The 19245-nt window shown below is 70.0% G+C and carries 21 protein-coding genes; 11 read left to right on the plus strand and 10 right to left on the minus strand.

Annotated features, from left to right (window positions below; genetic code table 11):
- Position 1 precedes the first annotated feature (1 nt).
- From AB0J87_RS02325 to AB0J87_RS02350, 6 genes are all read right to left on the minus strand, one after another.
- Positions 2 to 433 (minus strand): PIN domain nuclease, encoded by a 432-nt coding sequence (locus AB0J87_RS02325; protein WP_350731179.1) that lies wholly within the window; start codon positions 431 to 433, stop codon positions 2 to 4.
- Positions 427 to 627, minus strand: a complete 201-nt coding sequence (locus tag AB0J87_RS02330) for a type II toxin-antitoxin system VapB family antitoxin (RefSeq protein WP_363962276.1) — start codon at positions 625 to 627, stop codon at positions 427 to 429. The genes AB0J87_RS02325 and AB0J87_RS02330 overlap by 7 nt, the downstream gene beginning before the upstream one ends.
- A 188-nt stretch (positions 628 to 815) precedes the next feature.
- Positions 816 to 1499 (minus strand): CPBP family intramembrane glutamic endopeptidase, encoded by a 684-nt coding sequence (locus AB0J87_RS02335; RefSeq protein ID WP_363962277.1) that lies wholly within the window; start codon positions 1497 to 1499, stop codon positions 816 to 818.
- Positions 1500 to 1719: 220 nt separating this feature from the next.
- The gene (locus AB0J87_RS02340) at positions 1720 to 1977 is read right to left on the minus strand and encodes a WhiB family transcriptional regulator (RefSeq protein WP_192790004.1); all 258 of its coding nucleotides are present in this window, start codon (positions 1975 to 1977) and stop codon (positions 1720 to 1722) included.
- A gap of 101 nt (positions 1978 to 2078) precedes the next feature.
- Complete coding sequence (locus AB0J87_RS02345) at positions 2079 to 2723, minus strand: neutral zinc metallopeptidase (RefSeq protein WP_350731185.1); 645 nt, start codon at positions 2721 to 2723, stop codon at positions 2079 to 2081.
- The gene (locus tag AB0J87_RS02350; RefSeq protein ID WP_363962278.1) at positions 2720 to 4129 is read right to left on the minus strand and encodes a glutamate--cysteine ligase; all 1410 of its coding nucleotides are present in this window, start codon (positions 4127 to 4129) and stop codon (positions 2720 to 2722) included. The genes AB0J87_RS02345 and AB0J87_RS02350 overlap by 4 nt, the downstream gene beginning before the upstream one ends.
- 648 nt (positions 4130 to 4777) lie before the next feature.
- Here AB0J87_RS02350 and galE point away from each other — a divergent pair.
- Genes galE through AB0J87_RS02370 form a run of 4 tightly spaced genes read left to right on the plus strand, consistent with a single transcriptional unit; the run spans position 4778 to position 6856 of the window.
- Positions 4778 to 5755, plus strand: coding sequence for a UDP-glucose 4-epimerase GalE (gene galE, locus AB0J87_RS02355; RefSeq protein WP_363962279.1), 978 nt, complete (start codon positions 4778 to 4780; stop codon positions 5753 to 5755).
- A gap of 59 nt (positions 5756 to 5814) precedes the next feature.
- Positions 5815 to 6261, plus strand: coding sequence for a MarR family transcriptional regulator (locus AB0J87_RS02360; RefSeq protein ID WP_350731191.1), 447 nt, complete (start codon positions 5815 to 5817; stop codon positions 6259 to 6261).
- The gene (locus AB0J87_RS02365; RefSeq protein ID WP_355190404.1) at positions 6258 to 6509 is read left to right on the plus strand and encodes a zinc ribbon domain-containing protein; all 252 of its coding nucleotides are present in this window, start codon (positions 6258 to 6260) and stop codon (positions 6507 to 6509) included. Before AB0J87_RS02360 ends, AB0J87_RS02365 begins: the two co-directional genes overlap by 4 nt.
- A complete protein-coding gene (locus tag AB0J87_RS02370; protein ID WP_363962280.1) occupies positions 6506 to 6856 on the plus strand; it encodes a hypothetical protein in 351 nt (116 codons plus the stop codon). The genes AB0J87_RS02365 and AB0J87_RS02370 overlap by 4 nt, the downstream gene beginning before the upstream one ends.
- 161 nt (positions 6857 to 7017) lie before the next feature.
- Here the strand turns inward: AB0J87_RS02370 and AB0J87_RS02375 are convergent, their stop codons facing one another.
- Complete coding sequence (locus AB0J87_RS02375; RefSeq protein ID WP_363962281.1) at positions 7018 to 7809, minus strand: hypothetical protein; 792 nt, start codon at positions 7807 to 7809, stop codon at positions 7018 to 7020.
- 413 nt (positions 7810 to 8222) lie between these two features.
- Here AB0J87_RS02375 and sucC point away from each other — a divergent pair, with 413 nt between their 5' ends.
- From sucC to AB0J87_RS02390, 3 genes are all read left to right on the plus strand, one after another.
- Complete coding sequence (gene sucC, locus AB0J87_RS02380) at positions 8223 to 9404, plus strand: ADP-forming succinate--CoA ligase subunit beta (protein WP_363962282.1); 1182 nt, start codon at positions 8223 to 8225, stop codon at positions 9402 to 9404.
- A gap of 3 nt (positions 9405 to 9407) precedes the next feature.
- Positions 9408 to 10283, plus strand: a complete 876-nt coding sequence (gene sucD, locus AB0J87_RS02385; RefSeq protein ID WP_350731199.1) for a succinate--CoA ligase subunit alpha — start codon at positions 9408 to 9410, stop codon at positions 10281 to 10283.
- Between the two features lie 296 nt (positions 10284 to 10579).
- Positions 10580 to 12205, plus strand: coding sequence for a DUF6350 family protein (locus tag AB0J87_RS02390; RefSeq protein ID WP_363962283.1), 1626 nt, complete (start codon positions 10580 to 10582; stop codon positions 12203 to 12205).
- A 12-nt stretch (positions 12206 to 12217) separates the two neighbouring features.
- Here AB0J87_RS02390 and AB0J87_RS02395 read toward each other — a convergent pair whose 3' ends face one another.
- A complete protein-coding gene (locus AB0J87_RS02395) occupies positions 12218 to 12637 on the minus strand; it encodes a hypothetical protein (protein WP_350731203.1) in 420 nt (139 codons plus the stop codon).
- A 74-nt stretch (positions 12638 to 12711) separates the two neighbouring features.
- On the opposite strand from AB0J87_RS02395, the gene purN reads away from it, so the two are divergent.
- From purN to AB0J87_RS02410, 3 genes are all read left to right on the plus strand, one after another.
- Positions 12712 to 13341, plus strand: a complete 630-nt coding sequence (gene purN / locus AB0J87_RS02400; RefSeq protein ID WP_363962284.1) for a phosphoribosylglycinamide formyltransferase — start codon at positions 12712 to 12714, stop codon at positions 13339 to 13341.
- A complete protein-coding gene (gene purH, locus AB0J87_RS02405; RefSeq protein ID WP_363962285.1) occupies positions 13338 to 14876 on the plus strand; it encodes a bifunctional phosphoribosylaminoimidazolecarboxamide formyltransferase/IMP cyclohydrolase in 1539 nt (512 codons plus the stop codon). The genes purN and purH overlap by 4 nt, the downstream gene beginning before the upstream one ends.
- Positions 14877 to 15379: 503 nt before the next feature.
- A complete protein-coding gene (locus AB0J87_RS02410) occupies positions 15380 to 15556 on the plus strand; it encodes a hypothetical protein (protein WP_350731209.1) in 177 nt (58 codons plus the stop codon).
- A 121-nt stretch (positions 15557 to 15677) separates the two neighbouring features.
- Here the strand turns inward: AB0J87_RS02410 and AB0J87_RS02415 are convergent, their stop codons facing one another.
- The gene (locus tag AB0J87_RS02415) at positions 15678 to 16589 is read right to left on the minus strand and encodes an ROK family protein (RefSeq protein WP_363962286.1); all 912 of its coding nucleotides are present in this window, start codon (positions 16587 to 16589) and stop codon (positions 15678 to 15680) included.
- Between the two features lie 289 nt (positions 16590 to 16878).
- Here AB0J87_RS02415 and AB0J87_RS02420 point away from each other — a divergent pair, with 289 nt between their 5' ends.
- Complete coding sequence (locus AB0J87_RS02420) at positions 16879 to 17727, plus strand: bifunctional methylenetetrahydrofolate dehydrogenase/methenyltetrahydrofolate cyclohydrolase (RefSeq protein WP_363962287.1); 849 nt, start codon at positions 16879 to 16881, stop codon at positions 17725 to 17727.
- A gap of 57 nt (positions 17728 to 17784) precedes the next feature.
- On the opposite strand, the gene AB0J87_RS02425 is transcribed toward AB0J87_RS02420, so the two are convergent.
- Entirely contained in the window at positions 17785 to 19245 is a 1461-nt protein-coding gene (locus AB0J87_RS02425; RefSeq protein ID WP_363962288.1) for a benzaldehyde dehydrogenase, read from the minus strand.

Consider the following 19245-nt stretch of genomic DNA (forward strand, 5'->3'; position numbering starts at 1 on the left):
CCTAGGGCACCGACCCTGGGGACACGACCCAGAGCGAGGGCTGGCCGGTGACCTCGGAGATGACGTCGAAGTCCCGGTCGTAATGCAGGATCGTCGCCCCGTGCACCTCGGCACAGGCGGCGATCAGCAGGTCGCTCGGTCCGACGGCCCGGTGGTGCGATTTGCGCGCGAGGATCGCCTGGACGTCCAGCGCCCGGGCGGCCGCCTCCTTCTCATGGATCGACAGGAGGCGGAAGCCCTCGCGCAGGTAGTGGGCGTCGCGCTCGTAGCCCGCCGGGTCACGCGCGCTGAAGAGGACCTCGAGCTGCGTGACCTCGCAGATGGCCAGCATCTTGTCGAGCATGAGCGGCTCGAGTGCCCGGTGGACCGCCGGGTGCGGCATGCGCGCCAGGGCGCTCTTGTCGATGAGGTAGACCACGCCGGTGGCTACCACGCATGCTTCATGATCTCCGGATCCAGAAGATCGGAATAGTCCCGGGTGCGCCAGTATTCGGACGCTTCGCGACGCTTTGCCCTTTCGGCGATCTCCTCCAGGGCCGCGTTGACCGTCTCCTTCATGGTCGAAGTCCCCAACTCGTGCTGGGCGACCTCCAGCAGCTCCTTGTCGATGTCGATTACCGTACGCATGCAACACCACCTCCGTGCCTACGCATTTCCCGACCTCGGGAAGCGCGCGCTGGAGACGTTAAAGCATCGAGGTGGGACGTGCATGGAACGCTCCAATCGAAAGTGAAGGATCTTCCCCCTTCGGGTCAGGAATCCTCATCCTCGGCTGATCAAAGATCCACCGGAGTGCCGGAAATGCTCACGTTCCGTCACTTTCGCTTGGCGGCGAGGCGAGCGAAGAGATAGCCGAAGGAATTGGTGGCCAGGTGCAGCATGGCCGGGGTCAGGAGGCCGCCGCGGCGCCGGAGCTCGCAGAACAGCACCCCGGCCGCCGCCGTGGACACCACGCTCCCCGCCACCACCCGCGCCGTGTCCAGACGGGCCGGGGAGTCGGCCGACGTCAGGGCGCCGAGGGCGGGGTTGGCGTGGGCCATGTCGATGGCCGGGAGGATGTGCCAGAGGCCGAACAGGGACGACGAGATCGCCGTGGCGGCCACCGTGCCGTGATCCTTGCGCAGCATCGCGTACAGGGCGCCCCGGAAACCCACCTCCTCCAGCAGGACCGTGCCCAGCGGGACCTGGAGCAGGGCCTCCTCCAGGACGCGGGCGCGCGAGAGCGACACGGCACGCTCGTCGTGGAAGAGCTGCCTGGTCCGGGGGTTGGCGATGCCGACGGCGTAAACGGCCGCCACCGCCGCCGCCAGCGCGCCTCCCGCCACGGCGCCGCGCCGGCCGTGCTCGAACCCGAGCTCCTTCCACGACAGGCCGGACCTGCGGGCCGCCGCCACCAGGGCGGCGGTCGCGGCGGCCGAGGTCAGGGGGGCCAGGCGGGGGGCCACCTTGTTGTTCAGGAGGTTGGCTGCGGCGAGGATCGCGATCGAGCGGAGCAACACCCTTGCCAGGCTACGTCGCTCACCGCATCTTCGCCCACGCACTCCACCCACGCTCACGGGGTCGGCTTCGCCCATGGGGTCGGCTTCGCCCACGCTCACGCGCTCCGCCCACGCTCACGGGGTCGGTTCCGCCCACGCTCACGGGGTCGGCTTCGCCCACGCTCACGCGGTCGGTTTCGCCCACGCGGTCGGTTTCGCCCGCGCCGTCGGCCGATTGGCGTCAGGAGGCGGCTGGGCGGCGCCAGCCTGTGGGGAAGCGGCTGCGGCGGCGCTCCTCCGGGGTGAGGCCGCCCCAGATGCCCTCCGACTCGCCCGAACGTAACGCGTACGCGCGGCACTCCTCGATGACCTGGCAGCGCGCGCAGACCGCTTTGGCGCGGGCCTCCTGCAAGGGGGTGGGGGCGAGAGGGAAGAAGAGGTCAGGGTCGCTGGATCTGCACGCACCCCTTCGCAGCCAGCCGATCTCCTCCAATGGCATGGGTCAACGGTAGAGCGTGGGCATGATCAGATACATCATCCTCTGGGTTGACCCGCGTATACATCCTGGGGTCCGATCCGCGCCCCGCGTGTACGCCCCGGTCAGCATGCGTTCACACCGTCCCGGTAGCCGGTCGCGAACGATGTCTGGCGCTGCTCGGCCGTCCCGTGAGCCGACGGGTTCAGCCAGTCGTCCGTCGGGTCGCCCGCCGCCTCCAGGCTCGTGAGCAGCTCGTCCTCGTCGCCCGGTTGCGTGTCGAGCACGCCCGAGCGCACGAGCGCCGAGAGGGTCCCGCCCGCATAACAGTCGGCCTGGAGCTCCATTTGTACGTTGAGCTGGAAGTTCGTCTGGAGCTGCGCCTGGATCGCGTGCCCGAACTCGTGGGGAATGATCACATAGACCGACCCGTCGCCCATCTCGTTCCAGAGCGACTCCATCCAGGTCTGGTCAAAGGCGATGAAGTGGCCGATGGGGCAGTAGAAGGCGTTGTTCGGGACGGCGGGCTCGTTGCCGCAGCTGGGTCCGGAGTTCCCGGAATAGGGGACGAAGTCGGAGATAGGCCGATAAGTCCGCCCGCTCTGCTGGAACTGCTGCGTCCAGAACGCCTCCGTCAGCGTACGGGCTGTGCGCACATCGTCCTCGAACGAGTCGGCCCCCTGGGTGTCCATGGACGGCCGCCTGCCCAGACCGCAGGCGCCGACCAGGAGGACCAGGGCGAGGACCAGGATGCGCTTCACGGGCTTCACACGTCCCAATTGTGCACGGGTTCGTTGGTGTGCATCCGCTCGATGTACTCGAGCGTCATGGACCGCAATGCCTCGTGCCGGTCCCCGGAGACTTCTTCGTGCGCGCGCACGCGTTCCACCTGCCAGCTCGCCCCCGTACGGCCGGTCAGGCAGCGCCCCTCGATGATGCCGAGCAGCCGGTCGGCCACGGGACCGTCCACGCCCCACCTGGCCAGCCCCTCACGCGCCATGGGCAGCAGGCGCCGCAGGATCAGCTCGGCCGCCGGCACCTCACCCATGCCCGGCCAGTACAGCCGCGCGTCCAGCCCGTGCCGCGCCGCCGCGCCGAGGTTGTCCTCCGCCGCCTGGAACGACATCTGGCTCCAGATCGGCCGCTCGGCGTACGGCAGCACGCGCATCAACCCGTAGTAGAACGCCGCGTTCGCCGCGATGTCGGCCACGGTGGGCCCGGCGGGCAGCACGCGGTTCTCCACGCGCAGGTGCGGCACCCCGTCCACCACCGCGTACACCGGCCGGTTCCACCGGTAGATCGTGCCGTTGTGCAGGGTCAGCTCGTGCAGGTGGGGGATGCGGCCCTGTTCGAGCTCGGTACGGGGGTCCTCGTCCTCGCACAGGGGCAGCAGGGCAGGGTAATAGCTGACGTTCTCCTCGAACAGGTCGAAGACGCTCGTGATCCACCGCTCCCCGAACCACACCCTCGGCCGCACCCCCTGCGTCTTCAGCTCGGCCGGCCGCGTGTCCGTGGCCTGCTCGAACAGGGTGATCCTGGTCTCGCGGTGCAACTCCTTGCCGAACAGGTACGGGGAGTTGGCCGCCACCGCCACCTGAGGCCCGGCGATGGCCTGGGCCGCGTTCCAGTGCGAGGCGAACGCGTCGGGGCTGACCTGAAGATGCAGTTGCACGCTCGTGCACGCGGCCTCGGGGGCGACGCTGTCCGCGTGGGTGTCCAGGCGCTCGACGCCCTCGATGGCCAGGTGCAGGTCCTCGCCTCGGGCCGCGAAGATCTGCTCGTTGAGCAGGCGGTAGCGGGGGTTCGCGGAGAGCGTGCCCTCGCCGATGTCCTGCTCGCGCAGCGTGGGCAGGATGCCGATCAGTACGAGGTGACCGTCCTGGGAGCGGGCGCGTTCCTCGGCGTGGTTGAGCCGTGTCCTGACGTCGTCCTCCAGGCGTAGTGCGCCGTCGCCGCCCAGCTCCTGCGGCTCGATGTTGATCTCGATGTTGAACTGTCCCAGCTCCGTGGCCCAGTCCGGCTGCTCGATCGCGGCCAGCACCTGGGCGTTGCGCATGGCCGCCTCGCCGTACGCGTCCACGATGTTGAGCTCGATCTCCAGGCCGGCGAGGGGGCGCTCGATCTCAAAGCGGGACTCGCGCAACATCTGGGCGAAGACGTCGAGGCATCGATACACCTTTTCCCGATATTTCCGTCGGTCGTCCCGGCTGAAGACGACGCTTGGCACGTCTCTGCCCATATCAGGAAATGTCGCACGCCAACACCAGACCCAACAAGCCCAGACCACCACCCGTTTCCGATCCCGCGGCAGCCGGGCGGCCCCGCCCCCCTTGCTCCAGCGATTTCGGCCGACCCGCAGGCGAACGCCGCCGCGCCGCTCGGTGCGTGCCCGCGATGGTGGCGCTGGCCTTCCTGGGGCTGGGGTTGGGCCTCCCCGGAGGTGGGCCTCCCCGGGGGGTGCGGCTCCCCCGGGGTTCCTGGAGGGGCGACGAGGGCGGATGCGGGGCGGGTCGCGGTGGTGGGGTGCAGCTATCGACTGGGGCGTGCCCGCGACAGCGGCGCTGGCCTTCCCTCGGGGGCGGTGGTGGGTGCGGCTATGGGCTGGGGCGTGCCCGCGACGGCGGCGCTGGCCCTCCCCGGGGGCGGTGGGGTTCCTGGAAGGCGCGGGCGAGGCCGGGTGGTGGTGCGGCCATGGGGTCGAGGTGTGCCTCCAGAGCCGCGTCGAGCGAGGTCCGGGACGGGGTGTGGTGGGCGGAGTTCGGGGAGGCGGGGTGAGTGGGCGGGAGCCGGCCGTACAAGATGATTATGGGTTTAGGGTGCTGGGATGCGTGTATTGATTACTGGCGGGGCGGGATATATCGGGAGCACGGTCGCGTCGGCGTGCCTCGATGCCGGGATCGAGCCCGTCATTCTCGACAACCTCATCACGGGCAGGCGCGAGTTCGCGAAGGGGCGGGCGTTCTATGAAGGGGATATCAGCGACGGCCCGCTGATTGACAAGATATTCGCCGAATATCCGGATATTGAGGCCGTAGTCCACTGTGCCGCGCTCATTGTGGTCCCCGACTCCGTCGCCGACCCCATCGGCTACTACCGCGCGAACGTCACCAAGAGCCTCGAGTTCGTCGATCACCTGATCCGCAACGGCTGCACCCGGATGATCTTCAGCTCCTCCGCGTCCATCTACCGCACGGGCGACGACCACACGGTGAACGAGGACTCCCCCCTCGACCCCCAGAGCCCGTACGCGCGGACCAAGGCGGTCTGCGAAGCCATGTTCGCCGACATCGCCGCAGGCCGCCCGATCAGAATCCTCTCCCTGCGCTACTTCAACCCGATCGGCGCCGACCCCGAGATGCGCACCGGTCTGCAGCTGCGGCGGCCCAGCCACGCCCTCGGCAAGATGATCGAGGCGTACGAGGACGGCATCCCCTTCCGGATCACCGGCACCGGCTACCCGACCAGGGACGGCACGGGCATCCGCGACTACGTCCACGTCTGGGACCTGGCGACGGCGCACGTGGCGGCGCTGCGGCGGTTCGACGAGCTGGACGTCGACGTGATCAACCTGGGCACCGGCGCCGGCACCACCGTCCGCGAGCTGGCCGAGGCGTTCAACCACGTCGTCGACCGCCCGATCGAGGTCGTCGAGACCGACCCGCGCCCCGGCGACGTGGCCGGCGCCTACACCCGCAGCGACCGCGCCCGCAGCCTGCTGGACTGGCAGGCCCGCTACTCCGTCGAGGAGGGCATCAGGCATTCGCTCGAATGGGCGGGCCTGCGGGAGTCCCGGCTCGGGTAGACCTCCGTCCTGCGGCGGAGTACAGTTCGTACACGAATAGTTCGTACACGAAAGAAGTGATGGAAGAAGCGGAGGCGGCCCGCGAGGTCGCGCGGCTCTACCCTGCGATCTACCGGCGGTTCAAGGCGTCCAAGAGACCGATCGCGGCCGGGCTGACCGCCAGGATGCACGCCGTGCTCGGCCACCTGCAGGCCGCCGGGCCGCTCACCCTGAGCGAGCTGGCCGAGCACCTGCAACTGTCCAAGGCCGCGACGACCGAGCTGGTCAACCGGGTCGAGGAGCGCGGCCTGGTGGGCAGGATCAGGGACGAGCGCGACCGGCGGCGGGTATTCGTGTGGGTCACGGACGAAGGGCGGGCGGCCTTCGCGGCGGCCGCGCCGCGGGTGCTCGAGGACGACCTGCTGGCGCGGGCCGTACGTCAGATGACGTCCCAGGAGCGCGAAGGGCTCGTCACGGGGCTCCGGGCGCTCCTCAGGGGCGAAGACCCAGGAGAGGACGAGCCGTGAACTGCCAGAGCTGCGGGATGCCCATGCGGACCGCCGACGACCACGCCCCCGGTCACCCGGACAGCACGTGGTGCCGGATGTGCGCCAAGCCGGACGGGACGCTGCAGGACTTCGACGAGCGGTTCGAGCGCATGGTGCAGTGGCAGACCCAGCGCACCGGCCAGGCCAGGGCCGAGGCCGAGGAGGCCACCAGGGCCTACATGCGCTCGATGCCCGCCTGGCGCGACCACCCGAGGCTCGCGTCATGAGGATCCTCGGCGTCGACAACATCCTGGTCGGGGTCGCGGACCTGGCGCGGGCCCGGGAGTTCTACGGGGGTGTGCTGGGGCTGGAGGAGAAGTTCGCGACGGGGGAGCTGGCGCTGTTCGCGATCGGGGAGGAGACCCCGGGGCTGCTGGTACGGCTCCAGGAGGGCGGGCCGGGCTCCATGCGCGTATGGCTGGAGGTGCCCGACGCCCGCGCGGCGGCCGATGAGCTGGGGATCGAGCCGTTCGAGGTGTTCACGGGGTGGACGGTCGAGGTCGCCGACCCCTGGGGGAACGTCGTCGGCCTGACCGACTACACCAAACAGCCTCACTTGGCCCGCGCGGGCTGAGGACCGCCTGCCGGGAGGCGAGCGCCTCGTTCGGGAGGATCTGCAGTTCCTGCAGCATCTCGTCAATGAGCTCTTCGGAGCTGGTCACCAGCTCCTCGGGCGGGGCTTTGATCGTCCGCCTCCTCCCACCCGGCGGGCGGAAGGAGGCGGAGAAGGGCTACTCAGTTGGTGAGCGAGTTCAGGGAGTTGTTCGGGATCTCCAGCGGAACGTCGCTGTCCTCACCGAGGTCGTCCACGTCGACCCACAGGTCCTTGGCCGGAGCCTTGATCTTGACCTTGGATCCCCACCCGAGGTACCGGGTCTCGGTCTCGGAGCGGGTCTTGCCCAGGACACCGAAGTCCAGGCTCCAGCCCGAGGTGAGCGCGGTGACCAGGCCCTTGGAGTTGACCTTCAGCGCGTAGTCAATCTTGATCTTGCCGATCGTGCCGGACAGCTTCTGGCCGTAGGCCTTGGCCAGTTCGCTGTACGTGAGGGCGCCCTTGTACGTGCCGCCCTTGAAGCTCTTGGCACGCGAAACCAGCGTCTTCAGCACCTTCGGCTCGAAGATGTCGAGGATCTGGTTGTAGGTGCCGCCGGTCGCCTCGCCACCGCCGTAGCGAACCCACTTCTTGCCCTCGGGCAGGTCCTCGGTGAACAGCCCGCCCTGAACGTAGCTGTAACCGCCGACCGTGATGATGCGCGGCGGGGCGAGCGCGGCCGCAAGGCTCTTGTCCTTGCTGGGCCTGCGGGTCCGGAGATCGCTCGCGACGATTCCGGACTTGCCGAACTCGAAAGAGCCGAGCGTCGTGCTGACCCCGACGCTCTTGCCGTCCATGGACATCCGGGTCTTCTCGGAGATCCGTACACCGTGCCCCGCGACGAACTGCTTCTTGAGCGCCTTCACCGGGTCCACCGGCGCGGCCTGCGCGGCAGGTGTGGCGGTAACGAGCGCTGCGGCCGTGGTTAACGCCAAGCCCGCGAGAATTCGCTTCATACGATTTCCCCGTTCGATTCAAAAGGAGAGGGAGCAGAAGCCTGCCAATAGAAGATCACGACCATATATCGACAGCCGGGGCACGCGATGCCAAAACGGTGCATTTTTCGTGCAGGGTCGGTCTGGAGAAGTGAGATGACCGTCACAGAGCGGAAGAACCATGCCCCCATGACCTGTGCAGGTCAAGCTTCGGGCTAGGCTTTACCGGCGGAAACGCCCGGCACGCACCCCTGAGCGTAGGAGCTCGCCGTGAGAGAGCGAGGCACGATGCCGACGAGCGGTGAGCGGACGCGACCGTCAGCGCAGTTGCCCGGGCCGTCGAACATCAGTCGGAAAAGCAGGGCGCGAACCCGACAGAGGGTGAGCGACCAAACGGAAGAGGACGGACCCTCGTGGACCTGTTCGAACATCAGGCGAAGGAGCTCTTCGCCGACTACGGCATCCCGGTGCCACGCGGCATCGTCGCACACAACGTGGAGGAGGCGCGGTCGGCCGCCGAGGAGCTGACCGGCCGCGTTGTCGTCAAGGCCCAGGTCAAGACCGGTGGCCGAGGCAAAGCCGGAGGCGTCAAGGTGGCCGACGACGCGGCCGACGCCGTGACGAAGGCCGAAGCCATCCTCGGCATGGACATCAAGGGCCACACGGTCCACAAGGTCCTCGTCGAGGAGGCCAGCGCGATCGCGGAGGAGTACTACTTCTCCTTCCTGCTCGACCGCGCGAACCGTACCTTCCTCGCCATCTGTTCCGCCGCGGGCGGTATGGACATCGAAGAGGTCGCCCACACCGCGCCCGAGAAGGTCGCCAAGGTGCCGGTTTCGGCGCTGACCGGCATCGACCGCGCGAAGGCCCGCGAGATCGCGGTGGCCGGCGGCCTGCCGGAGAAGGCGCTCGACGGCGCCGCCGACCTCATCGAGAAGCTCTGGTGCTGCTTCGTCGACGAGGACGCCACGCTCGTCGAGGTCAACCCCATGATCCTGTCGGCCGACGGCCAGGTCAAGGCCCTCGACGGCAAGGTCACGCTCGACGACAACGCCGGCTTCCGCCAGACCGACCACGAGGCGCTCGCCGACAAGGCGGCCGAGGACCCGCTCGAGGCCAAGGCCAAGGAGAAGGACCTCAACTACGTCAAGCTCGACGGCGACGTCGGCATCATCGGCAACGGCGCGGGCCTGGTCATGTCCACGCTCGACGTGGTCGCCTACGCGGGCGAGCAGTTCCCCGGCAAGCCGTCCCCCGCGAACTTCCTCGACATCGGCGGCGGCGCCTCGGCCGAGGTCATGGCCGCGGGCCTGGAGATCATCCTCTCCGACCCGAGCGTCAAGTCGATCTTCGTGAACGTCTTCGGCGGCATCACCGCCTGCGACGCCGTCGCCAACGGCATCGTCTCGGCGTTCAAGCTGCTGGAGAGCCGCGGCGAGGCTGTGACCCACCCGCTCGTGGTCCGCCTCGACGGCAACAACGCCCAGCTCGGGCGGCAGATCCTGGCCGACGCCGCGCTCCCGCGGGTCGAGCTGGTAGACACGATGGACGACGCGGCCAAGCGTGCCGCCGAGCTCGCTGCGGTAGGTGCGTGACCCATGGCCATCTGGTTGACTGAGAACAGCAAGATCATCGTTCAGGGCATGACCGGCGGCGAGGGCACCAAGCACACCCGCCGCATGCTCGCCTCCGGCGCCCGCGTCGTCGGCGGCGTGAACGCCCGCAAGGCCGGCATCACGCACGAGGGCCTGCCGGTGTTCGGGACGGTCAAGGACGCCATGGAGAAGACGGGCGCCGACGTGTCGGTCGTGTTCGTGCCGCCGGCGTTCACCAAGGACGCGGTCATCGAGGCCATCGACGCCGAGATCCCGCTGTGCGTGGTGATCACCGAGGGTGTCCCGGTCCACGACAGCACCGCGTTCTGGGCGTACGCCGTCTCCAAGGGCAACAAGACCCGCATCATCGGCCCCAACTGCCCCGGCATCGCCTCCCCCGGTGCCTCCAACGCGGGCATCATCCCGGCCGACATCACCACCGCGGGCCGCATCGGCCTGGTCTCGAAGTCGGGCACGCTGACGTACCAGCTGATGTACGAGCTGCGTGACTTCGGCTTCTCGACCGCTGTGGGCATCGGTGGCGACCCCGTCATCGGCACGACCCACATCGACGCGCTCCAGGCGTTCCAGGAGGACCCGGGCACCGACGCGATCGTCATGATCGGCGAGATCGGCGGTGACGCCGAGGAGCGGGCCGCCGCCTACATCGAGCAGCACGTCACCAAGCCGGTCGTGGCCTACGTCGCGGGCTTCACCGCCCCCGAGGGCAAGACCATGGGCCACGCCGGCGCCATCGTGTCGGGCTCCGCGGGCACCGCCCAGGCCAAGAAGGAGGCCCTGGAGAAGGTCGGCGTCCGCGTCGGCAAGACCCCCTCCGAGACCGCCCGCCTCATGCGCGAGATCATGCAGGCGCGCTGATCAGCGGGTTTCCGTTTTCCGAAAGCCCCGTGCGGTTCTCACCGCACGGGGCTTTCCCTTCCCCATCTTTTACGCTTGCGGCGGGCAACCCACCCGCCGCACGTGGCCGGCCCCTGTCCAGGGAGACGGTCACGAGGTGCGCGGGGCCGGCCGCCGTTACGCCGTCCCGTGGGCCGTCTCCGTGGCCGATCCGAGGGCCCGGAGGACAAATCGGGTGTAGTTCGACGTCACAAAGTGGGTGGACGGCGGCGCGTCAACCAAGCGCCGGTCGGGAAACCTTGAGAAAATCGCCTACTGTGACGGCGATTCTCGACCAGTTGCGTGCTGCCCCCCGGTCGATGCTAGGCAAGCTCCCCGGGAGCTCGGGCGACGACGACGAGACGAGGCGGCCGCTACCCGTTTCCGGGATGCTGGCCGCCGCCGCCACGCTGGGCGTCGGGCTGGCCGCGCTCACCACGCTCACCCTCGTCGGCTGGATCGCCGCGCCGCGCGGCACGCTGGGCACGGGGCTGCCGGGAGTGTTCCGCACGGCGGCGCAGCTCTGGCTGGCCGCGCACCACGCCGGGTTCGCGATCCAGGGCGGGCGGGTCGGGCTGCTGCCGCTGGGGCTGACCGTGCTGCCCGCCGTGCTCCTCTACCGTGCCGGGCGGTGGATGGCCCGCGACGCCGACCTGCGGCTGCGGCTGCCCGCCCGGTTGCCGAAGAACAGCCCCAAGGAGCAGGCCGGGGCCCGTCGCCGCGCCCAGCTCGCCGTGGTCGTCCAGGCGGGGGTGTCGCTGGCGGCGCCGTACGCGCTGCTCGCGGGGTTGATCGCGCTCGCGGCGAGCAACGAGATCACGCAGCCGTTCATCGGCGAGGCGTTGCTCAGCCACTTCGTGCTGGCGTTCCTGGCGGGGTCGCTGGCCACGGCGCGGATGATCGGGCCCTGGCGGGTGATGCTGCGGCTGCTGCCCGAGCGGGTGCGCGCGCTCACCGTCGGCACGGCGGTCGCCACGGCGTTGCTGCTCGTGGCCGGGCTCGCGCTGGTGCTGGTCGCCATCGTGCTGAACTTCGGGCAGGTCAAGGAGCTGTCCGACGTGCTCTCGCCGGGGCTCGTCGGCGGCGTGCTGCTGTTGCTGCTGCAACTCCTCTACCTGCTGAACGCCGTCGTCTGGGCCTCGTCCTACATCGCCGGGCCCGGGTTCGCGATCGGCGCCGAGACCCTGGTCGCCCCCACGGGGGTGCAGCTCGGCACGGTGCCGAGCCTGCCGCTGCTGGGGGCGTTGCCGGAGAGCGGGACCGTGCCGGGGTGGATGATGGCGGTGGTCGCGGTGCCGTTCGCGGCGGGGGCCGTCGCGGGGGTCATGGTGGCCCGGATCTCGCCGTCGCCCTCCTACGAGGCGGCGCCGCTGTGGGGGTTCCTCAGCGGGGTCGTCACCGGGCTCGTGGCGGGACTGCTGGCGGCGTTGTCCGGCGGGCCCATCGGCGGCGGGCGGCTGGCCACGATCGGGCCCTCGCCCTGGGAGGTGGCGCTCTCCGTCGCCGTGGAGGTCGGCGTGGCCGCGGGCATCTCCGCCGGCGTGGCCAACCTGCTGCTGCTCAACAAGCGCGCCCGCACGCCGCTCGACAAGGCGGCCGCCCCCGTACGCAAGGCCGGGGCCGCCATCGCCAAGGCGGCGAGCAAGGTCGGCCTGGCCGAGTCGGACCCGCGCCCGCTGCCCGGCCACTGGATGGACGCCACCGAGGCCGACACTCAGGAGATCCCGGTCATCCGGGACGACTGGCAGGACGAGCACGCCTCAGCCGAGGCAGAGACACTGGCCCAGGCCCGCCCGCGCCTGCCGCAGCCCGACCGCCCGCCCCGCAAGGACATCGTGGACGAGTCGGACGACCGCGGCGGCCACGTCATCTACCTCGACCCGTACGCCTGGGACCGCGACTGACCCGCGTCCGGCTCAGGGCTGCACGGTGCCGAGCAGCTGCAGCACGTCGGCGGGCAGCTTGCGCTGGGCCGCGTCCCTGAACTGCGTGAAGCACTCGCCCTGCGCCGAAACGGTCCCCGCGCCCTTCATGCACTCCTGGTAGGCCGAGTATTCGTCCATCAGGTACAGCTGCATCCCCGTGGCCATGGCCGACAGCGCCAGCGCGATCGAGGAGATCGTGATGCCGCCCACGGCGACGCCTGTGGACCGGCCCGCGGACTTCAGCAGCGGCAGCGCCCGGATCCCCGCCACGAGCGCGAACAGCGCCATGACCAGGCCTGCGAGCGGCAACATGAACGTCATGGCCAGCGCTGCGATGGACAACCAGATCGCTCGGCGACCCGCCGAATCGGCGGGCTGCTGGCCTGCCGGTGCCTGCACCGGTGTCGACACCTGACCTCCTCTGCGTCGCCGGGCGAGGAACCGATATTCTGACACCCCCACCCTGTTTCCTTATTGGAGTGTGCGTGTCTAAGGCTGGGCGGCTCGTCGTCCTCGTCTCCGGCTCTGGAACCAACCTACAGGCCCTGCTGGACGCTTCCGCCGACCCGTCGTACGGGGTTCGGGTGGTCGCGGTCGGTGCGGACAGGGATGGGATCGAAGGGCTGGCCAGGGCAACGAGGGCACAAGTCCCGACTTTTGTTGAAAAATTGGGCGATTATGCGACGCGGGCGGAATGGGATTCCGCCATCGCGGCCAGAATCGCAGCGTACGAGCCTGACCTGGTGGTGTCGGCGGGTTTCATGAAAATTCTGGGGCCGCCGACCCTCGACGCCTTTCCCGTGCTGAACACGCACCCGGCGCTGCTGCCGTCGTTCCCCGGCGCGCACGGCGTGCGGGACGCGCTCGCCCACGGGGTCAAGGTGACCGGCTGCACGGTGATGCTGGCCGACTCCGGCGTCGACACCGGGCCGATCGTCGCCCAGGAGGCGGTGTCCGTGCTCCCGGACGACGACGAGGCGGTCCTGCACGAGCGCATCAAGACCGTCGAGCGGCGCCTGCTCGTCGAGATCGTCGGCCGGATGGCTCGCGAGGGCTGGACGGTCAGCGGACGCCAGGTCCGCATCGGCAACCTAACAAGAGGGGAATCCACGTGACACGCATCGCCATCCGGCGCGCGCTGATCGCTGTTTACGACAAGTCCGGGCTCGAGGAGCTGGCCAGAGCCCTCGACGGCGCCGGGGTGGAGATCGTCTCGACCGGTGGCACGGCCGCCGCGATCTCGTCGTTCGGGATCCCGGTGACCAAGGTCGAGCAGCTCACCGGGTTCCCGGAGTGCCTGGACGGGCGGGTCAAGACGCTGCACCCGCGCGTGCACGCCGGCCTGCTGGCCGACGTCACCAAGCCGCACCACGTGTCCCAGCTGGAGGAGCTGGAGATCGACCCGTTCCAGCTGGTCGTGGTCAACCTCTACCCGTTCCAGGAGACGGTGGCCTCCGGCGCGTCCGACGAGGAGTGCGTCGAGCAGATCGACATCGGCGGGCCCGCCATGATCCGCGGCGCCGCCAAGAACCACAACACCTGCGCCGTCGTGGTCGACCCCGGGTTCTACGGCGACGTGCTCAACGCGCTGACCGAGGGCGGCTTCACGCTGGCCGAGCGCAGGGGGCTGGCGGGCATCGCGTACGCGCACACGGCCTCGTACGACGTGGCGGTGGCCAACTGGTTCGCGCGGACGTACGGGGAGGACCGGTTCCCGGCCTTCACGGGGGCGACGTACGAGCGCAAGGCCACGCTGCGCTACGGCGAGAACCCGCACCAGAGCGCCGCCCTCTACACGGCCGGCACGAGCGGGCTGGCCAACGCCGAGCAGCTGCACGGCAAGGAGATGTCGTACAACAACTACCTCGACTCCGACGCCGCCTGGCGGGCCGCCTGGGACTTCAGTGAGCCGTGCGTGGCCATCATCAAGCACCAGAACCCGTGCGGCATCGCCATCGGCGCCGACGTGGCCGAGGCGCACCGCAAGGCGCACGCGTGCGACCCCGTCTCGGCGTACGGCGGCGTGATCGCCGTCAACCGCGAGGTCACGGCCGAGCTGGCCCGGCAGATCGCCGACATCTTCACCGAGGTCGTCATCGCGCCGTCCTACGCGGCGGAGGCGCTGGAGGTCCTGCGGGCCAAGAAGAACCTGCGCCTGCTGGAGTGCCCGGAGGGGCCGTCGCGGCAGGTGGAGCTCCGCGAGATCGACGGCGGCGTCCTGGCGCAGTCCGTGGACAAGGTGGACGCGTCCGGCGACTCGGCCGCGCAGTGGGAGCTCAAGACCGGCACCCCGGCCTCGCCCGAGCAGCTGGCCGACCTGGAGTTCGCCTGGCGCGCCTGCCGCTCGGTGAAGTCCAACGCCATCCTGCTGGCCAGCGACGGGGCGACGGTGGGCGTGGGCATGGGCCAGGTCAACCGGGTCGACTCGTGCCGCCTGGCGGTCTCCAGGGCGGGCGAGCGCGCGGAGGGGGCGGTCGCAGCCTCGGACGCGTACTTCCCGTTCCCGGACGGGGCTCAGGTGCTGATCGACGCGGGCGTCCGGTTCATCGTGGAGCCCGGCGGCTCAATCCGGGACGAACTAGTCATCGAGGCCGCCGAAAAGGCCGGCGTCACCCTCTACTTCACCGGCACCCGCCACTTCTTCCACTAACCCACCACGGCAACCCGCACCTTCACCACCTCAGGGCCAGAACCCGCCTCTGGCCCTCACCTCACCCCGGTGACCGTGCGAGGACCTCCGTGCCGTTCGGGGGTTCGTAGGGCGAGGCAGGGGACCTCCGTGCCGCCTGGGGCGTTCGTCGGGTACGGCGGACACCATCACCTCGCTCGGAAGGGCCGTCGTGCACGGAGGGCTCGCCGCCTCCCTCGGGGCATTCGCTGAGTACGGCGGGGGCCGCTGTGTCGCTCACGGTGGGGATCGCGGTGTTACCCAGGGCGGGACGATCGCCGTGCAGGGGCGCCGGATTTGTCGACGCCCACGAGTCGGCGGTCCCGGTGCTCATTGCGTGATGATCGTCCGATGGAGTCTCAATCGTCCGCTAAAGAGCGGCATTGACGATCATGTTGTCGTTTGGCCGTTTTATGGGCGAGCACACGCCGGCTGCGGTTACCCTGAGTGCCGCCCCTAGCTCGCCCAATCCCCCGGAGCCCCTCTTGCTCGAGTTGATCCTGCAGGTCTTCGTCACCATGAACGGCATTGCCACCAGCCCCTTCGTCCTCCTGGTGCTCGCCCTGATCGGGGCCTACCTCGGCAGCCGCGTGGTGGAGATCATCCCGATCACCCGCCGGATCATCGAACGCCGCGAGGCCCAGGCCGCCGAACGCGAGTAACCCACCGCTCCACCCCCACGGGCTGAACACGGTCGGCACCCCCATGGGCTGAACGTGATCGGCGCTCCCGCCGGCACGCCATCGATCGATCGCGCACCGGCAGGAGGCGTTCAAAGGCCGCCTAACGGGCCATAGACGCCAAACGGGCTGCTCCCGCCAGGGCTGCGTCCACGCCAAGGGTGCTCTGATGGACCTGCACCGCCCGGACGAACGCCAGCCCGGCCACGTCATCGAGGATGCGCTCCAGCGGATCGAACAGCACCTTCCCGGCCGCCGACACGCCACCCCCGATGACCACCGTGGTGATCTCGACCGCGGCCGCCGTGGAGGCGATCATTCCGGCCAGCGCTCGCGCGCCGCGTTCGAACGCCGCCACCGCGACCGGATCTCCCGCTGCCGCGTCCCTGGCGAGTGCTCGGGCGTCCGCCTTCTCCTCAAGTCCATCGAGGGCGGGGGACCAGCCGTTGTCCAAGGCCCAGCGGGCGAGGTTGGGTCCGCTGGCGTAGCGCTCGACACAGCCCCGGCCGCCGCACTCGCACCGCTCGCCGTTGGGGTCGATGGACATGTGACCGACATGTCCGGCATTCCCGGTCGTTCCCAGGAGCGGCATGCCGTCGATCACCAATCCGCCGCCGATCCCGGTGGACACGACGATGCCGAGCAGGGACGTACTGTCGCGTCCCGCTCCCAGCCAGTGCTCACCGAGCGCGAAGCACTGTGCGTCGCCGGCGAGCACGGTGGGCAGCCCTGTCAGCTTCCGCACCTCCTCGCGCAAGGGGAATCCGCGCCAGCTGGGCATGTTCACCGGGCTCACCGTCCCGGCGGTCAGGTCCAGCGGTCCGGCGCATCCGATCCCGACGGCTTCCGGCGGCGGGCCGCCCTCGGTCACTTCCGTGATGAGAGCCGCCAGGGCGGACATGACGTCCGTACGCGGCGTGGGCCGCGTACCGGAACGCAGCACGGAACCTTCCTCGTCCACCAGTGCGGCGGCGAGCTTGGTCCCTCCGATGTCGATGGCAAGTACGTAGTTCATCAATGTTTGTGGTGGTTGTCGGGCTGGCGGGGGCCGCCAGGGTGTTCGAGTCCGGGCACGAGTTCGACCTTCTTGGCGCGCAAGTTGCTGGCGCCCGCAACACTAAGCCCTTCCAAGATCAATGACAACGATGTCAACGATTGCCTGTGGATAACTGGGGCTGGCTACCTGGTTTCTGTGGATAACTTGTGGATACCCCGGCCCAGGGTGGGCTCTCGGGGGCAAGGGCGGGCAGCCGCTGTTGGGAGTGGCGTGTTGAGGGCGTGAGGGGACGTGGAAGGATTGCCGCATGAGCGCAGTGAAACTCGACGGCAAGGCGACCGCCGCCAAGATAAAGGCAGACCTCACGACCCGAGTGGCCGCGCTCAAGGAACGCGGCATCACGCCCGGCCTAGGCACCGTTCTCGTGGGTGACGACCCCGGCAGCCAGATCTACGTCGCGGGCAAGCACCGCGACTGCGCCGAGGTGGGCATCGCCTCCATCCGCGTCGACCTCCCGGCGACCGCCACTCAGGCCCAGGTCGAGGCGGCCATCGACGAGCTCAACGCCTCACCCGAGTGCACCGGCTACATCGTCCAGCTCCCCCTCCCCAAGCACCTCGACGCGATGGCCCTGCTCGAGCGCATGGACCCGGCCAAGGACGCCGACGGCCTCCACCCGATCAACCTGGGCCGCCTCGTCCACATGGTCGACGCCCCGCTCCCGTGCACCCCGTACGGCATCGTGCTGCTCCTGCAGGAGTACGGCGTGCCGATCAAGGGCGCCGAGGTGGCCGTGGTCGGGCGCGGCATCACGGTGGGCCGTTCGCTGGGCCTCCTGCTCACCCGCCGCAGCGAGAACGCCACCGTGACCCTCTGCCACACCGGCACCCAGGACCTGGCCGGACACGTTCGCCGGGCGGACATCGTGGTGGCGGCGGCGGGCGTACCCGGTCTGGTCACCCGTGACATGGTCAAGCCCGGCGCGGCCGTCCTCGACGTGGGGGTCTCCCGCGTCAACGGCAAGATCGCCGGTGACGTGGCGCTCGACGTGGCGGAGGTCGCGGGGTTCCTGACGCCCAACCCGGGCGGCGTCGGGCCCATGACCCGCGCTCTGCTGCTGTCCAACGTGGTGGAGGCCGCCGAGCGCTCCCTATGAGCTGCTGAACGCTCTCGACGTACGTGCGGCCGGCGCCCCGCGCCGGCCGCACACCCCCTAGAACGGGTACGTGGCGATGTCCCCCTGCATGGTGACCCACTGCGTCTCGGTGAAGGCGTCGACGTTCGCTCCGGTGCCGCCGAACCGCGCCCCCGTCCCCGAGGCCCCCACCCCGCCGAACGGCGCCACGGCCTCGTCGTCCACGGTCTGGTCGTTGATGTGCACGATCCCCGTCGGCACCAGGTCGGCCAGTGCCATCCCCTTCATCACGTCCCGCGTGAGGATGCCCAGCGACAGACCGTACTCCGAGTCCGCGGCCAGCGCCGCAGCCTCCTCCAGCGTGGAGAACGTCGTCACCGGCGCCACCGGCCCGAACACCTCCTCCGCGTACGCCGGCGCGCTCACCGGCACCTCGGCCAGCACGGTCGGCCGGTAGAACAGCCCCTCGTACGTCCCCCCGGCGGCGAGCCGGGCCCCGGCGGAGACGCTCGCCGTGACCAGCTGGTGCACCCGGTCGCGCTGCCCGGCGTCGATCAGGGGCCCGAGCGCGACCTGCCCGGTGGCGGGGTCGCCCACCGGCAGCCCCGTGGCCTTGGCGGCCAGGCGCTCGACGTACTCCTCGGCCACGGCCTCGTGCACGAGGTGCCGTCCCGAGGTCATGCAGATCTGCCCCTGGTGGAAGAACGACGCCCACGCGCCCGCCGACGCGGCGGCCCCGAGGTCGGCGTCGTCGAAGACGACCAGCGCCGAGTTCCCGCCCAGCTCCAGGTGGACCCGCTTGAGCAGGCGCGCCGCCGCCTCCCCGACCTTGCGCCCGGCGGCGGTGGAGCCGGTGAAGGAGATCACGGGGATGTTCGGGTCGGCGACCAGTGCCTGGCCGGCCTCGGGACCGCCGGGCAGCACGTGCAGGAGCCCGCTCGGCAGCCCGGCCTCCTCGAAGACCCGCGCGATCGCGAACCCACCGCACACGGCCGTACGCTGGTCCGGCTTGAACACCACCGCGTTCCCCAGCGCCAGCGCCGGGGCGACCGACCGGATGCCCAGGATCAGCGGGAAGTTGAACGGCGCGATCACCCCCACGACCCCGACCGGCACCCGCCGCGCGAAGCTGAGCCGTTTGCGGGCCGTCGGCAGCACCTCGCCCAGGGGCTGCGAGGCCAGCGCCGCCGCCTCGTAGCACTCCTGCGCCGCCATGTGCGTCTCGAACCCGGCCTTGCCCGGCACGCCGCCGGACTCCCGGACGATCCAGTCCTGGATCTCCTGCGCGTGCTCCTCGAACAGCCGTCCGGCCCGCCGAAGCAGCGCCGCCCGCTCCTCGTACGGCGTGGCGGCCCACGCCCGCTGCTCCGACCGGGCCCGTACGGCGGCGGCCGCCACGTCGTCGGCGCCGGCGGTGCCCGCGCGGCCGAGTTCGTCGCCGGTGGCGGGCTCGGTGACGGGCGCGTCACCGGCGCGCGAGGCCGTCCATCCGCCGTCGAAGATCGATCCCGTCCAGATCTTGGGGTCGAGGAACGTCAT

The organism is Nonomuraea sp. NPDC049625 (assembly GCF_040675285.1).
In the GTDB taxonomy this organism is placed as follows: domain Bacteria; phylum Actinomycetota; class Actinomycetes; order Streptosporangiales; family Streptosporangiaceae; genus Nonomuraea; species Nonomuraea angiospora_A.

Bases quoted from the DNA above. Each gene is read 5' to 3' on its own strand.
- sucD (WP_350731199.1), top strand. From the start codon at position 9,408: ATGGCCATCTGGTTGACTGAGAACAGCAAGATCATCGTTCAGGGCATG.
- AB0J87_RS02340 (WP_192790004.1), bottom strand. From the start codon at position 1,977: ATGCCATTGGAGGAGATCGGCTGGCTGCGAAGGGGTGCGTGCAGATCC.
- galE (WP_363962279.1), top strand. From the start codon at position 4,778: ATGCGTGTATTGATTACTGGCGGGGCGGGATATATCGGGAGCACGGTC.
- AB0J87_RS02420 (WP_363962287.1), top strand. From the start codon at position 16,879: ATGAGCGCAGTGAAACTCGACGGCAAGGCGACCGCCGCCAAGATAAAG.
- AB0J87_RS02330 (WP_363962276.1), bottom strand. From the start codon at position 627: ATGCGTACGGTAATCGACATCGACAAGGAGCTGCTGGAGGTCGCCCAG.
- AB0J87_RS02360 (WP_350731191.1), top strand. From the start codon at position 5,815: ATGGAAGAAGCGGAGGCGGCCCGCGAGGTCGCGCGGCTCTACCCTGCG.
- AB0J87_RS02415 (WP_363962286.1), bottom strand. From the start codon at position 16,589: ATGAACTACGTACTTGCCATCGACATCGGAGGGACCAAGCTCGCCGCC.
- AB0J87_RS02425 (WP_363962288.1), bottom strand. From the start codon at position 19,245: ATGACGTTCCTCGACCCCAAGATCTGGACGGGATCGATCTTCGACGGC.
- AB0J87_RS02370 (WP_363962280.1), top strand. From the start codon at position 6,506: ATGAGGATCCTCGGCGTCGACAACATCCTGGTCGGGGTCGCGGACCTG.